Below are 12,846 nucleotides of genomic sequence, written 5' to 3'. Positions count from 1 at the left end.
CGTTCACTCTCCATCCCCGGAGGGGTATCCTGGCCGCATTGCGTCACAATGTTGCGCCACAATTGAGAGCCATATACCTCCTGCGCCATCCCCGGCCCCAGGGGATGTCAACCGGAGACGCCACAGATGAAGCAGACAATCGCCCTGGTCGACGATGACCGCAACATCCTGACCAGCGTGTCCATGACCCTTGAGCAGGAGGGCTTCCAGGTCCGCACCTACACCGACGGCGAAAGCGCGCTGCAGGGCATCACCGCGCGCCCCGTGGACCTCGCCGTGCTCGACATCAAGATGCCGCGCATGGACGGGATGGAGCTGCTGCAACGCCTGCGCGCCCGCACCTCTCTGCCGGTGATCTTCCTGACCTCGAAGGACGAGGAAGTGGACGAGTTGATGGGCCTGCGCCTGGGGGCCGACGACTACATCACCAAGCCGTTCAGCCAGCGCCTGCTGATCGAGCGCATCCGCGCTTTGCTCCGCCGCAACGAGACCAGCCGCGCCGAGGGCTCGGGTGCCGCGCCGACCGGCGTGATGGTGCGCGGCGAGCTGGTGCTGGACGAGACCAAGCACCAGTGCATCTGGAAGGGCGAGGACATCCAGCTCACCGTCACCGAGTTCCTGCTGGTGAAGGCGCTGGCGACGCGCCCGGGCATGGTGAAGTCGCGCGACCAGCTGATCGACGCGGCCTACGGCGAGAACATCTATGTCGACGACCGTACAATCGACAGCCATATCAAGCGGGTGCGCAAGAAATTCCGCGCCAGCGATGACGACTTCAACGCCATCGAGACGCTGTACGGCATCGGCTACCGCTACAAGGAAGCCTGAGAGGCAGCGCCATGCCCGATAGCGGCGTCCTGACGGCCGGGCTGCAACCCACCGCGGTGTCGGCCGAGGCGCGGATACGCCCGCGCTGGGTTTCCCCCCTGCTGCGCCGGATCCTGCTGGTCAACGCACTGCCGCTGGCGCTGCTGCTGGCCGCCCTGCTCTATCTCGACCAGTACCAGAACGGGCTGCTGCAGGCCGAGGTCACGACGCTGCGCGAGCAGGCCCGCATCTACGCCGGCGCGCTGGGCGAGGCGGCGGTGCGCGAGGACGACCCCGACAACCCGAAACTGGTGCCCGACCAGGCGCGGCCGTTGCTGCGCCGCCTGACCGAGCCCACGCCGAACGCCCAAGCGCGGCTGTATGCGCCGGACGGCCAGATCGTCGCCGACAGCCGGGTGCGCGAGGGCGCCGGCGGCGCGGTGGCAACCGAGCCGCTGCCGCCCGCCGTCGATCGAGGGTTCCTCCTCGGCACGATCGGGCGGATCTACGACCGCATCCTGTCGTTCCTGCCGCATGGCGGCGAGGTGCCGCTGCTGGACACCGGCCCCTCGGCCGCCGGCCTGGACTGGCAGCCGGACGTGCGCGAGGAATTGCGCCTGACCGGCTCCAACCAGAGCCGCGAGATGCCCCCCTATATCCGGCGCACGCAGGAGAACCGGCTGCTGGTGACGGTGGCCGAGCCGGTGCTGCGCAACCGCCACTCCGTGGGCATCGTGCTGCTGACGCGCGAGGCCCGCGAAGTGGACGACAGCCTGCTGGCCGTGCGCCTGTCCATCCTCGCCTTGTTCACGCTGGCGTTGGGGCTGACCGTGATGCTGTCCTGGTACCTGTCGCTCACCATCGCCCGCCCGATCCTTCGCCTGGCGGGGGCCGCGGCCGGCATGCGCGAAGGCAGCGGGCGCAGCGGCGAAATGCCCGAGGGGCTGCTGGCGCGGCGCGACGAGATCGGCGAGCTGGCGCATGCCTTGTCGGAATCCGCCCGCGCGTTGTGGGCCCGCATGGATGCGATCGAGCGCTTCGCCGCCGACGTGGCGCACGAGATCAAGAACCCGCTCTCGTCCATCCGCAGCGCCATCGAGACGCTGCGCCGGATCGAGGACCCCGAGAAGCAGCGCCGCCTGCTGGCGATCATCGCCGAGGACGTGGGCCGGCTGGACCGCCTGATCAGCGATATCAGCGACGCCTCGCGCATCGACGCCGAGCTGTCGCGCGTCGCCACCGAGCGGGTGGACGTGGCGCCGATCCTGTCCACGCTGGCCGAGATCAACGAGGCCACGCGCGGTGAAAGCGGCCCGCATGTGGAGCTGGCCGCCCCCGACGGCCGGCTGGTCGTGCAAGGGGTGGAAGACCGGCTCGTGCAGGTGCTGCGCAACCTGATCGGCAACGCCCAGTCCTTCTCGCCGCCGAACGGCCGCATCTCCCTGCGCGCCCGGGAAACCGGGAACGTGGTCGAACTCAGTGTCGAGGACGAAGGCCCCGGCATCCCCGAAAGCAAGCTCGAACACATCTTCGACCGCTTCTACTCCGAGCGCCCGCAAGGCGAGCGTTTCGGCCAGCACTCCGGCCTGGGCCTGTCGATCAGCCGGCAGATCGTGGAGGCGCTCAAAGGCCGCATCAGCGCCGAGAACCGCCGCGACGAGCGCGGCCGCGTCATCGGCGCCCGCTTCGTGGTGCGGTTGCCGAAGGGGTAGCGCCCATCGGCCGGCGGGGCGCGAAAGCAGGCAGGACCCGGACCCGCCCCTCACGCCCGCCGGAATTACATCCTGTCACGTTCCTTCACGTTCCGAACCGCCATGGGTGGTAGCGCCCCCGGCCGGCGCCTTGCAGAGTACGCCGGCTCGATGCCCGGATGCTTTGTTGCCACGAAAGGCCCCTCCCCATGCGTTCGATTCACGTTCTTCTTCTGTTGCTCGCGGGGGTGGCGTCGGTCCCCGGCCCCGCGCGGGCGCAGATCGCCGACGGTCCGACGCTCGCGGCGGTGAAGGCCAAGGGCTTCGTCGATTGCGGTGCCGGCCTGGGAACGCCCGGATTCGGCTACACCGACAGCAAGGGCATCTATCGCGGGCTCGACGCCGATTCCTGCCGGGCCATCGCCGCGGCGGTCTTCGGCGATCCCGCAAAAGTGCGCTTCACACCGCTGAACAGCGCGCAACGCCTGCCGGCGCTGCAGACCGGCCAGGTGGACGTGCTGATCCAGACGCTCACCTGGAGCCATTCGCGCGAGGCCGCCGCGGGGCTGGAGTTCGCCGCGGTCAATTACTATGACGGCCAGGGCTTCCTGGTCCGCCGTTCCGCCGGCCTGACCAAGGCGGCCGAGCTGGACGGCGCCTCGATCTGCACCACGGCAGGCAGCACCAGCGAGCTGAACGTGGCCGATTGGGCCCGCCATGCCGGGGTGACCTATCGCGCCGTCGTGTTCGAACGGAACGACGAAAGCCGGGGCGCCTACGAGAAGGGCCGCTGCGACGCCTACTCCACCGATGCCAGCCAGCTCGCGGCCCTGCGTTCCACCTTTCCGACCCCGGACGACCACATCATCCTGCCCGACATCATCAGCAAGGAGCCGCTGGGCATCGCCGTGCGCAAGGGCGACGACCAGTGGCTGGATATCGTGAAGTGGACCAGCTACGCCCTGATCGAGGCCGAGGAGCAGGGCATCACCCAGGCCAATGTGGACGGGTTCCTCACCAGCCAGGTTCCGGTGGTGCGCCGGATGCTGGGCGTCACCGGGGATCACGGCAAGCTGATGGGCCTCGACAACCGCTGGGCCTATTGGGCGATCAAGGCCGTCGGCAATTACGGCGAGGTGTTCGAGCGCAATCTCGGCGAGGGCAGCCCGCTGAAGCTGGCGCGCGGCCGCAATGCGCTGTGGTCGAAGGGCGGGCTGATGTACGCGCCGCCGATCCGGTAGCGGACCTCAAGCCGGTGGTCATTCCTCATGACCGCCGGCTTGATCAGGCGTCCTGCGGCAGCGGCGGCACATACCAGGCGGGCCGCCGCTTCTCGCGGAATGCCGCCGTGCCTTCCCGCCCCTCGGCGGAGTTGCGCTGGGTCCAGCTTTCATGCGCCAGCATCGCCATCGCGCGGGCGTCCAACGTCAGGCCATTGGCAGCCAGGAAGCTGCGCTTGGTGGCGGCGATGGCGCCGGGGGCGGACAGGAACACCGCGTCCAGCACGTCGGCCACGCGCTGCTCGATCGCCTCGGGCGCCACCACCTCGTGCACCAGGCCGATCCGGCAGGCTTCCGCCGCGTCGAAGCGTTCGCCGGTGAGCGCATAGCGGCGGGTGTGCCGCAGGCCCATGGCGTGGACCATGTGGGTGGAAATCGGCGTCGGCGCCACGCCCACGCGCACTTCGGTGAGGCCGAAGATCGCGTCCGGTGTCGCCAGCGCCACGTCGACGCAGCAGACGATGCCGCAGCCGCCGCCGAAGCAGGCGCCGCGCACCACCGCCATGGTGGGCTTGGAGAACTCGTTCAGAAGCTGCATCGCCCGCGTCGTCGCCATCGACGCGACGAACGCCTCCTCGGGCGGATACTCGGCGGCACGGGCCAGCCAGTTGATGTCCGCTCCGGCCTGGAAATGCCTGCCGGCGCCGCGGATCACCAGCGCCCGCACCGCAGGGTCGCCCTCCAGCCGCACCAGCCCCTCGATCAGCGCCGTCAGCAGGTCGGCGTCGTAGGCGTTGCCCAGCTCGGGCCGGTTCAAGGTGACCGTCGCCACGCCGCGAGCATCGACTTCGAGGAGGACGGGTGCGGCCATCACACCACCGTCGCCGGATCGGCGTTGGAGCCGCAGACCAGTACGCCGACCCGCGCGCCGGGCGGCGGCGTCCAGGCGCCGGAGGTCAACGCCGCGAGCGCCGTGGCGCCGCCGGGTTCGGCGACCAGCCGCATGCGGTCCCACAGCAGGCGCTGCGCGGCCCGGATGGCGTCGTCGGAGACCAGCACGGCATCGCTGACATAGGCGCGCGCGATCGGGAACATCAGCCCCCCGACCTGGCGCGCGCCCAGCGCATCGGCGGCGACGCCGCCGACGGCGGCAGCGACCGGGGCGCCCGCCGCCAGCGCATCGTGCAGCGCCGGGCACGCGGCCGGCTCGACGCTGACGATACGGGCCCGGCCGGCATACCAGGCGGCCATGCCGCCGATCAGCCCGCCGCCGCCGGTGGCGACCAGCACATGGGTCAGCTCCGGCGCGTCCTGCTCGAACTCCTTCGCCGTCGTGCCCTGCCCGGCCAGCACCGCCGGATGGTCGTAGGCGTGCACCTCCATGGCGCCGGTCTCGGCGGCGCGGGCACGGCTGGCCTCCAGGGCCTCGGCGTAGGTGGCGCCGGTGCGCACCAGCCGCGCGCCGAGGCTCTGGATGCGGGCGCGCTTGGCTTCGGTGGTGAGCTCGGGGACGAAGATCTCGGCCGTAAGGCCGAGGGCGCGGGCGGCATAGGCCACCGCTGCACCGTGGTTGCCGCCGGAGGCCGCGATCACCCCGGCCGGCGGCAGGTCGCCCGCCTCTTGCGCCGACAGGATGCGGTTGAACGCGCCGCGCGGCTTGAAGCTGCCGGCATGCTGCAGCAGTTCCAGCTTCAGCGTGACCGGGAAAGCGAGGTCGAGGTCGCCGGCGGCGAGCCGCAACAGCGGGGTGTGGCGCACATACGGCGCGATGCGCGCCGCCGCGGCATTGATGTCGGCTGGATCGGGTGTCATGCCGGCAACGCTGGCATGGGCGGCCGGCCAGGACAAGACGGCACGCAGAGCAGAGCCGGGAACGCAAGATTGCGGGGCGAAACCGGCACAAGATGCTTGGTTTGACCGCACGGACGCGCCATGTTCCCGTGTCATGCAGGTACATGCGAGCTGCGTGGCCCGGGACGGAGACGGAGTCCTCCTGGTGGGGCCACCCGGATCCGGAAAATCGGACCTGGCACTGCGGCTGCTCGATCGCGGATTCGTGCTGGTGGCGGACGACAGGGTGGACATCATCAAAGGGATGGCACGACCGCCGGCAATGCTGGCCGGACTGCTGGAAGTCCGCGGCCTCGGCATCCTGCGCCTGCCGCATGCGCCGGAGGCCCGGCTGGCGCTCGCCGTGCAATTGGGGCGTGTGGACGTGCGGCTGCCCGAGCCGGCGCGGCACCCTTCGCTCGATTTGCCGATGGTCACGCTGGACGGCGCGGGTGCTTCCGCGCCACAACGTGTCGCCCTGGCGCTGGACTGCGCGCTTGGGCGGCTTTCACAGTTGGCTGGGGCCTTCGCATGAACGGGCTGTCGCATGATAGGGCGTTCGCGTGATGGCTGAGCAAGCCGTTGCGCCCACGCGCCAGCCGGTGGTGCTGGTCAGCGGCCTGTCCGGCGCGGGCAAGGCGTCGGTGCTGCGCGCGCTGGAGGACATCGGCTTCGAGGCAGTGGACAACCCGCCCCTCGACTTCATCGAGGACCTGGTCTGCGGCGCCGATGGCGGCGTCCGCCGCATCGCCGTCGGCGTGGATGCGCGCTCGCGCGGGTTCGACGCCGAAGCGGTGCTGGCGACGCTGGCACGCCTGCGGCTCAATCCCATGCTGCGGCCCGAGCTGATCTTCGCCTGGGCGGACGAGGCGGTGCTGCTGCGCCGCTTCACCGAGACGCGCCGGCGCCACCCGCTGGCGCCGCAGGGCCGGGTCAGCGACGGCATCGCCGCCGAGCAGCAGCTGACCGCCCCTCTGCATGGCGCGGCCGACCTTGTTATCGATACCTCGGACCTGCCGCTGGCGTCGCTGCGCCAGCTCATCGAACGCAAATACGGCCCCGACGCGCCTGACGACCCGCAGGTCGGCCTGTCCGTGTCGCTGGTGTCCTTCGCGTTTCCCGCAGGTCTGCCGCGGGAGGCCGACATCGTGCTGGATGCGCGGTTCCTGCGCAATCCGCATTACGATCCGCTGCTTAGGCCACGAACCGGATACGACGTGGAAGTTGCCGCGTATGTCGAGGCCGACCCGGACTTCCCGGCGTTCTTCGCCCGTGTGACCGGCCTGCTGGACCTGGTCTTGCCGCGCTTCGTACAAGAGGGCAAGAAATACGCGACCATTGCGGTCGGCTGTACGGGTGGGAGGCATCGCTCCGTGATGATCGTCGAGCGTTTGGCGTCCCACTTGTCGGAATCAGGCTGGCGTGTGAGCAGCACGCATCGTGAACTCGCCCGCGACGGCTCCTTGGCGCGCGCGGCATATCGCCGCGCGACAGGAAGCGGCGCGACTGGAACCGGCGATCGACCCGGTCAGGCACAGGAGGCCTGAAATCAGAACATGATCGGTCTCATACTGGTCACCCATGGCCGCCTTGCAGAGGAGATGCGGGCGGCGATGGAGCATGTCGTGGGTGCGCAGCGGAATGTCGCGACCGTCTGCATCGGCCCCGATGACGACATGGACGGAAGACGTGCCGAAATCCTTCGCCGTATCGAGGAAGTGGACACCGGCGACGGCGTGGTGCTGCTGACGGACATGTTCGGCGGCACGCCCAGCAACCTCGCCATCTCGCAGATGGACCGCAAGGGCGTCGAGGTCATCGCGGGCATGAACCTGCCGATGCTGGTGAAGCTCGCCAAGGTGCGTTCGAGCCTGCCGCTTGCCGACGCCGTGGATTGCGCGCAGACGGCCGGCCGGAAATACATCGCCGCCGCCTCCCATGTCCTGCCGCACAGCAAGCTCAACGGGACCTGCGGATGAGTCCTGCTGACGGCCCGCCGGACGGGCCGCCCGGTGATCCATCGTCAGACGACCCCCCGGCCGGGAATGCGGTCCCCAACGAACCAGCGACGCCGGGCTCCGGCGGCACGGTTCTCAGCCGCGTGCTGACCATCTGCAACCGCCGTGGCCTGCACGCGCGGGCGGCGGCGAAATTCGTCGCCATGGCCGAGCGGTTCGGCGCCTCCGTGGACGTCTGCAAGGACGGGCAATGCGTCTCGGCCCACTCGATCATGGGGCTGATGATGCTGGGGGCTGGCATGGGTTCGGAGATCGAGCTGCGTGCCGAGGGCTGGGACGCCAAGGAGGCGATGGACGCCCTGGCCGCCCTGGTCGAGGCCGGCTTCAATGAGCAGGACTGACGAGCCCGCTGAATCGCGGCGGGCGCGCGAGGCCGGGCGGGCCCGGCCGGAGCGGCGGCTGATCGGCATCCCGGTCTCCGCTGGGGTTGCCATCGGCCCGGTGTTCGGCGCCGCCGAGCCGCCGGCGGTCGTCACCCGCCAGAAGATCCAGGCCGCCGACATCGAGGCGGAGACGTCCCGGCTCGATGCCGCCATCGTGCAGTCGCGCAAGCAGTTGCAGAAGCTGCGCGCCCGGCTGGGCGTGCTGCCCGAGGACAGCCAGGCCGAGATCGCCCCGCTGCTCGACGCCTATCTGCAGATGATCGGCCCGTCCCGGCTGGTGCGCGGCGCCCGCCGCCGCATCGCCGAAATACTGGTGTCGGCCGAAACCGCGGTGCTCGACGAGAGCGAGGCGATCGCTGACGCCATCCTGGCGACACCCGGCGACCAGGACCCGGCCGGACGCAAGCGCCGCGCCGAGGAAGTCCGGGAAATCTGCCGCCGCCTGGTGCGCAACCTGACCCATGCACCGTTCCGCAGCTTCCTGGCCCTGCCCGAGGGGGCCGTGCTGGTGACCGAGACGCTGCGCCCGGCCGACGCTGCCCTGCTGGATCCTTCGCGCGTCGCCGGGGTCGCTGTCGACGAAGGCGGGGCCGAAGGGCACACCGCCATCATGCTGCGCGCCCTGGGCGTGCCGGCCGTGCTGGGGGCCGCCGGCCTGGCGCACGCGGTCAAGCCCGGGGACATCGTCGTGGTGGACGGGGCGGCAGGCACGGTGGTGCTGAATCCCTCGCCCGTCACGCTGGCCGCCGCGCGCCGCGCCGTGACCGCGTTCGCCCGCGAGCGCGCGCGGCTCGGCCGGTTGCGCCGCCTGCCGGCCGTGACCGAGGACGGCGAGACGATCGAGCTGCAGGCCAACCTGGAAATCCCGGCCGAACTGCCACTGATCGCCCAGTCCGGCGCCGCCGGCATCGGCCTGCTGCGCAGCGAGTTCCTGTTCATGAACCGCGAGACGCTGCCCGACGAAGCCGCCCAGTTCGAGACCTATCGCAGCGTCATCGAGGCGATGGGCGGCGACCCCGTGACCATCCGCGTGCTCGACTGGGGCGGCGAGAAGGACATAGAGGCGTTGCAGGGCGAGGGCATCGTGCCCGAGGTCGCCGACCGCAACCCCGCGCTGGGGCTGCGCGGCATCAGGCTGCTGCTGCGCCAGACCGAGCTGTTCGAGACCCAGCTCGCCGCCATCCTGCGCGCCGCCACGGCCGGCCCGACGCGGGTGCTGTTGCCGATGGTCACCACCGTTGGCGAGGTCCGCACCGCCCGCGAGGTGTTCGACCGCGTGGTCCGCCGCCTGCGCCGCCGCGGCGAGCGGCTGCCCGACCCGCTGCCGCCGCTGGGCATCATGATCGAGACGCCCGGCGCCGCGCTGTCGGCCGATGCGCTGGCGCTGGAGGCGGATTTCTTCGCCATCGGCACCAATGACCTGTCCATGTACACGCTGGCGGTCGATCGTGGCGAAACCGATGTGGCGGATCTCTACGACCCACTGCATCCGGCCGTCCTGCGCCTGGTGCAGTTCGCCACCGAGGCGGCGCTGCGCATGCGCATGCCGGTTTCGGTCTGCGGCGAGATGGCGGCCAATCCCCGCCTGACGCCTCTGCTGGTCGGGCTTGGCCTGCGCAGCTTCAGCATGAACGCCTCGGCCGTGCCGCGGGTGAAGCAGGCGGTGCGGGCGTTGAACATCGACGACTGCGCCCGCTTCGCCCGCAAGGTGATGGAGCAGTCGGACCCGGCGATCATCCAGGAAATGGTGCTCGGCCAGTCCCCGGGCGCCGCTTCCCCCTGATCGGAACGGCGATCAGAGCGGCGTGCCGTCCTTGCGGGTATAGCGCCAGATCCCGTCCGGGCCGTGGCTGCCGGCCAGGTCGTCGTCGGGATAGGTGACGGAGTCGCCGAGGCTGCGGTCGCCGACCTCGAGGTAGACCACATCCGCTTCGCTGCGGTTCACCAAGGTATGCGCATCCCCCGTGCCCGCCCGGAAGCCGGCGCAACTGCCGGGTTGCAGGGCCGTCTCCCCGGCATCGGTCACCAGCGTCGGCGTGCCTTCGAGGATGTAGACGAACTCGTCCTGGCGCGCATGGGCATGGCGCAGGGAGGACGCGGCCCCCGGCGGCAGCCGCGTGAGATTCACGCCGAAATTGGTCAGCCCGAACAGGTCGCCCAGCGGCCGCTTCTCGCGTCCGCCGATCTTGGCCATGAGATCCGCGGGATAGCCGCTCAGGCGCGGGCGTAGCGGGGCCTCGGCGGCCAGGATGGCGATGCGGGTGGGCATGCTTCTGTCTCCGTCAGCGCGAACGTGCCGCGCGGCGTTCGGCGGCAATGGCATGAAACATCCCGCTGCGCCGGTCCTGCAAGACAATATCAATCGCGGTGCCGGGCGCGGCGATGCCGTTGCCCCCGGTCCAGGATCGGCGGCGCTTCCTATTCGGCCTTGAAGCCGCGCCTGGCGAAAGCGGCCTTGGCCTCAGGGCCGGCCAGGAAATCGAGGAACGCACGGGCCTGCGGCGTGTCGCCTGCGCGGGTGACGGCGAACGGGTAGGTCACGGGCTCGTGCGTGTCCGCCGGGAAGGTTCCGGCGATGGCCACGCCGGGCGCCACCGCGGCATCGGTGGCATAGACGATGCCGGCCGGAGCCTCGCCGCGTTCGACCAGCAGCAGCGCGCTGCGCACGCTGTCGGAGCGGGCCAGGCGCGGCTCGGCCTGCGCCCATAGCCCCAGATGCGTCAGCGCCTGCCTGGCATAGATCCCGGCGGGAACGTTGGCGGGATCGCCGGTGGCGAGCCGGCCGTCGGCGCCAAGCAGCGCCATCAGGTCCCAGCCCGGGCCGATCTGCACCGGCCGCACCCGGTCCTTCGGCATCACCAGCACCAGCGTGTTGCCCAGAAGGGTGCGCCGGGTGTCCGTGGCGATCAGATTGCGCTGCTGCGTCCAGTCCATCCATTGCTGGTCGGCCGACGCGAACACGTTGGCCACCGCGCCCTGGTCCATCTGGCGCGCCAGCGCCGAGGACGCGGCGAAGTTGAAGCGCAGCTTCGCACCCCCCTGGCCCTCCCAGATCTTCCCCACGTCGCGCAGCGCCTCGGTCAGGCTGGCCGCGGCGAAGATGGTCAGGTCCTGCGCCATCGCGCGAAGCGGCAGCAGCAGCAAGGCAACGAGGACGAGATAACGCATCGGGCCCCTCCGGCGATTGCCGGCACGATATATCCGTTCGGATATAACGAACAAGACGCCTCGTACCAGCGGCCATGAAGAATGGCCGCTGGTACGAGGCGTTATTTTGCGCGCCGCCGCCCACCAAGCCCGCGACAGGCACGCGCTTGCGTGCCGCAAGCGGATCGGCGCGCGATACCAACGGCCCTTGACGATGGAAGGGTCATCGTCAAGGGCCGTTGGTATCAGCCGTTGTGGCCGCTCATCTCTGTCGCCGCCGATCGGGGCATGAACAAGGACAGCGGGGCCGCCGTCAGCGAGATGAAGGACACGGCAATGAACGCCCAGGAGAAGTCCGGCAGTTGTGGCGCCTCGTTGCCCGACAGCGCCATCGAGATCACCAGCGCGCCGGCGCCGGCCGAGACGCCGAAGGTCAGCGAGACCTGCTGGATGGTGCTGTACAGGCTCGTTGCCGCACTCATGCGCTCGCGAGGAACGTCGGCATAGGCCAGCGCGTTGTAGGCGGTGAACTGCAGCGAGCGAAAGAAGCCGCCGCTCAGCAGCACGACATAGATCGCGAACAGCGGCCAGGACGGCCGGAACGCGGCCGACAGCGCCAGCAGCAGCGCCGATATGACGGCGTTCACCAGCAGCGTGTCGCGGAAGCCGAAGCGTCGCAGCGCCGACATCGCCGCCGGCTTCATGACGATGGCGCCGGCGGAGCTGGCGAACGTGATCATGCCGCTCTGCGCCGCGCTCTTGCCGAAGCCGAGTTGCAGCATCATCGGCAGCAGGAACGGAATGGCGCCGATGCCGATGCGGAACACCGTGCCGCCGGCCACCGAGACCATGAAGGTGGGGATGCGCAGCAGGGTGAAATCCAGCAGCGGCGCGGGGTGGCGGCGGGCGTGCAGCCAGTAGAGCAAGGCGCAGAGCACGCCGACGCCGATCATCGCGGCCGTCAGCGCCGGCGGCACGACGCCACGGCCCGCCGTCTCCATCCCGAACATGAAAGACGACAGGCCGATGCCGGACAGCGCCAGCCCGCGGAAGTCGAACTTCGCCGAAGTCGGCTCGCGGACATCCTCGACGAACAGGGTCACCAGGGTGATGCCGAGGATTCCGATCGGAACGTTGATGTCGAAGATCAGCGGCCAGGAAAAATAGGTGACGATGAAGCCGCCCAGCGGCGGGCCGACCACGGGCCCGATCAGCGCCGGCGTGGACAGCCAGGCCATGGCGGCGACGAGCTCCGACTTGGCCACGGTACGCAGCAGCAGCAGCCGGCCCACCGGCACCATCATCGCCCCGCCGATGCCTTGGAAGACACGGGCAACGACCAGGAACGTCAGCGAATCCGCCCGGCCGCAGAGCACGGAGCCCAGCGTGAACACGGCGATCGCGGCGCGGAAGACCGTGCGCGTGCCATAGCGGTCGGCCATCCATCCGCTCGCGGGGATGAACACGGCGAGGCTGAGCAGATAGGATGTCAGCGCCACGTTCATATGCGTCGGATCGGCGCCGAAGGCCGTCGCCATCGTCGGCAGCGCGGTGGCGATCACCGTGCTGTCCAGGTTCTGCATGAACAGCGCGCAGGCCACGATCAGCGCAGTCAGCCTGGTGCGCCGTGCAACGGCGCCCCGCGACTCCGCCGCGGCTGCCGGCACGGGTGCGGCAGGCGCGGGCACGGTGGCGGGTGCTGGTGTTGATTCGTCCATTTGCGCCAGCATTGTCCGGTGCAGCCTTCGCG

General features: G+C 70.2%; 13 protein-coding genes. 8 read left to right on the top strand and 5 right to left on the bottom strand.

What is annotated here, in order from left to right; translation table 11 throughout:
• Positions 1-126: 126 nt before the first annotated feature.
• The 3 genes from OL599_RS03675 to OL599_RS03665 all read left to right on the top strand — a co-directional run bounded on the left by OL599_RS03675 (position 127) and on the right by OL599_RS03665 (position 3,739).
• A complete protein-coding gene (locus OL599_RS03675) occupies positions 127-828 on the top strand; it encodes a response regulator transcription factor (RefSeq protein ID WP_264712245.1) in 702 nt (233 codons plus the stop codon).
• 11 nt (positions 829-839) lie between these two features.
• Complete coding sequence (locus OL599_RS03670) at positions 840-2,519, top strand: stimulus-sensing domain-containing protein (RefSeq protein ID WP_264712244.1); 1,680 nt, start codon at positions 840-842, stop codon at positions 2,517-2,519.
• A gap of 188 nt (positions 2,520-2,707) precedes the next feature.
• On the top strand, positions 2,708-3,739 hold the full coding sequence (locus OL599_RS03665) for an amino acid ABC transporter substrate-binding protein (RefSeq protein WP_264712243.1): 1,032 nt from the start codon (positions 2,708-2,710) through the stop codon (positions 3,737-3,739).
• Positions 3,740-3,782: 43 nt separating this feature from the next.
• Here the strand turns inward: OL599_RS03665 and OL599_RS03660 are convergent, their stop codons facing one another.
• Both OL599_RS03660 and OL599_RS03655 read right to left on the bottom strand, forming a co-directional pair.
• Positions 3,783-4,589, bottom strand: coding sequence for an enoyl-CoA hydratase-related protein (locus OL599_RS03660; protein ID WP_264712242.1), 807 nt, complete (start codon positions 4,587-4,589; stop codon positions 3,783-3,785).
• Positions 4,589-5,530 (bottom strand): serine/threonine dehydratase, encoded by a 942-nt coding sequence (locus OL599_RS03655; RefSeq protein ID WP_264712241.1) that lies wholly within the window; start codon positions 5,528-5,530, stop codon positions 4,589-4,591. Before OL599_RS03655 ends, OL599_RS03660 begins: the two co-directional genes overlap by 1 nt.
• Here OL599_RS03655 and OL599_RS03650 point away from each other — a divergent pair.
• The 5 genes from OL599_RS03650 to ptsP are packed head-to-tail and all read left to right on the top strand — an operon-like array spanning position 5,529 to position 9,732.
• Positions 5,529-6,083: an HPr kinase/phosphorylase gene (locus tag OL599_RS03650; RefSeq protein WP_264712240.1), complete on the top strand. Its 555-nt coding sequence runs from the start codon at positions 5,529-5,531 to the stop codon at positions 6,081-6,083. The genes OL599_RS03655 and OL599_RS03650 overlap by 2 nt on opposite strands.
• 31 nt (positions 6,084-6,114) lie before the next feature.
• The gene (gene rapZ, locus OL599_RS03645; RefSeq protein ID WP_264712239.1) at positions 6,115-7,095 is read left to right on the top strand and encodes an RNase adapter RapZ; all 981 of its coding nucleotides are present in this window, start codon (positions 6,115-6,117) and stop codon (positions 7,093-7,095) included.
• Positions 7,096-7,104: 9 nt separating this feature from the next.
• Complete coding sequence (locus tag OL599_RS03640) at positions 7,105-7,527, top strand: PTS sugar transporter subunit IIA (RefSeq protein WP_264712238.1); 423 nt, start codon at positions 7,105-7,107, stop codon at positions 7,525-7,527.
• On the top strand, positions 7,524-7,907 hold the full coding sequence (locus tag OL599_RS03635) for an HPr family phosphocarrier protein (RefSeq protein ID WP_408886905.1): 384 nt from the start codon (positions 7,524-7,526) through the stop codon (positions 7,905-7,907). The genes OL599_RS03640 and OL599_RS03635 overlap by 4 nt, the downstream gene beginning before the upstream one ends.
• Positions 7,894-9,732 carry a phosphoenolpyruvate--protein phosphotransferase gene (gene ptsP, locus OL599_RS03630; protein ID WP_264712237.1) on the top strand — a complete coding sequence of 613 codons (1,839 nt, stop codon included), beginning with the start codon at positions 7,894-7,896 and terminating at the stop codon, positions 9,730-9,732. The genes OL599_RS03635 and ptsP overlap by 14 nt, the downstream gene beginning before the upstream one ends.
• Before the next feature lie 12 nt (positions 9,733-9,744).
• Here the strand turns inward: ptsP and OL599_RS03625 are convergent, their stop codons facing one another.
• The 3 genes from OL599_RS03625 to OL599_RS03615 all read right to left on the bottom strand — a co-directional run bounded on the left by OL599_RS03625 (position 9,745) and on the right by OL599_RS03615 (position 12,814).
• The gene (locus tag OL599_RS03625; RefSeq protein WP_264712236.1) at positions 9,745-10,218 is read right to left on the bottom strand and encodes a cupin domain-containing protein; all 474 of its coding nucleotides are present in this window, start codon (positions 10,216-10,218) and stop codon (positions 9,745-9,747) included.
• Between the two features lie 149 nt (positions 10,219-10,367).
• On the bottom strand, positions 10,368-11,117 hold the full coding sequence (gene modA, locus OL599_RS03620) for a molybdate ABC transporter substrate-binding protein (RefSeq protein WP_264712235.1): 750 nt from the start codon (positions 11,115-11,117) through the stop codon (positions 10,368-10,370).
• A gap of 224 nt (positions 11,118-11,341) precedes the next feature.
• A complete protein-coding gene (locus OL599_RS03615) occupies positions 11,342-12,814 on the bottom strand; it encodes a DHA2 family efflux MFS transporter permease subunit (RefSeq protein ID WP_264712234.1) in 1,473 nt (490 codons plus the stop codon).
• Positions 12,815-12,846 lie beyond the last annotated feature (32 nt).

Origin of the sequence: Limobrevibacterium gyesilva, assembly GCF_025989185.1 — a bacterium.
Taxonomy (GTDB): Bacteria; Pseudomonadota; Alphaproteobacteria; order Acetobacterales; family Acetobacteraceae; genus Limobrevibacterium; species Limobrevibacterium gyesilva.
Note: the sequence above shows the minus strand (reverse complement) of the source record. Positions and strands in the feature narration are given on the sequence as shown.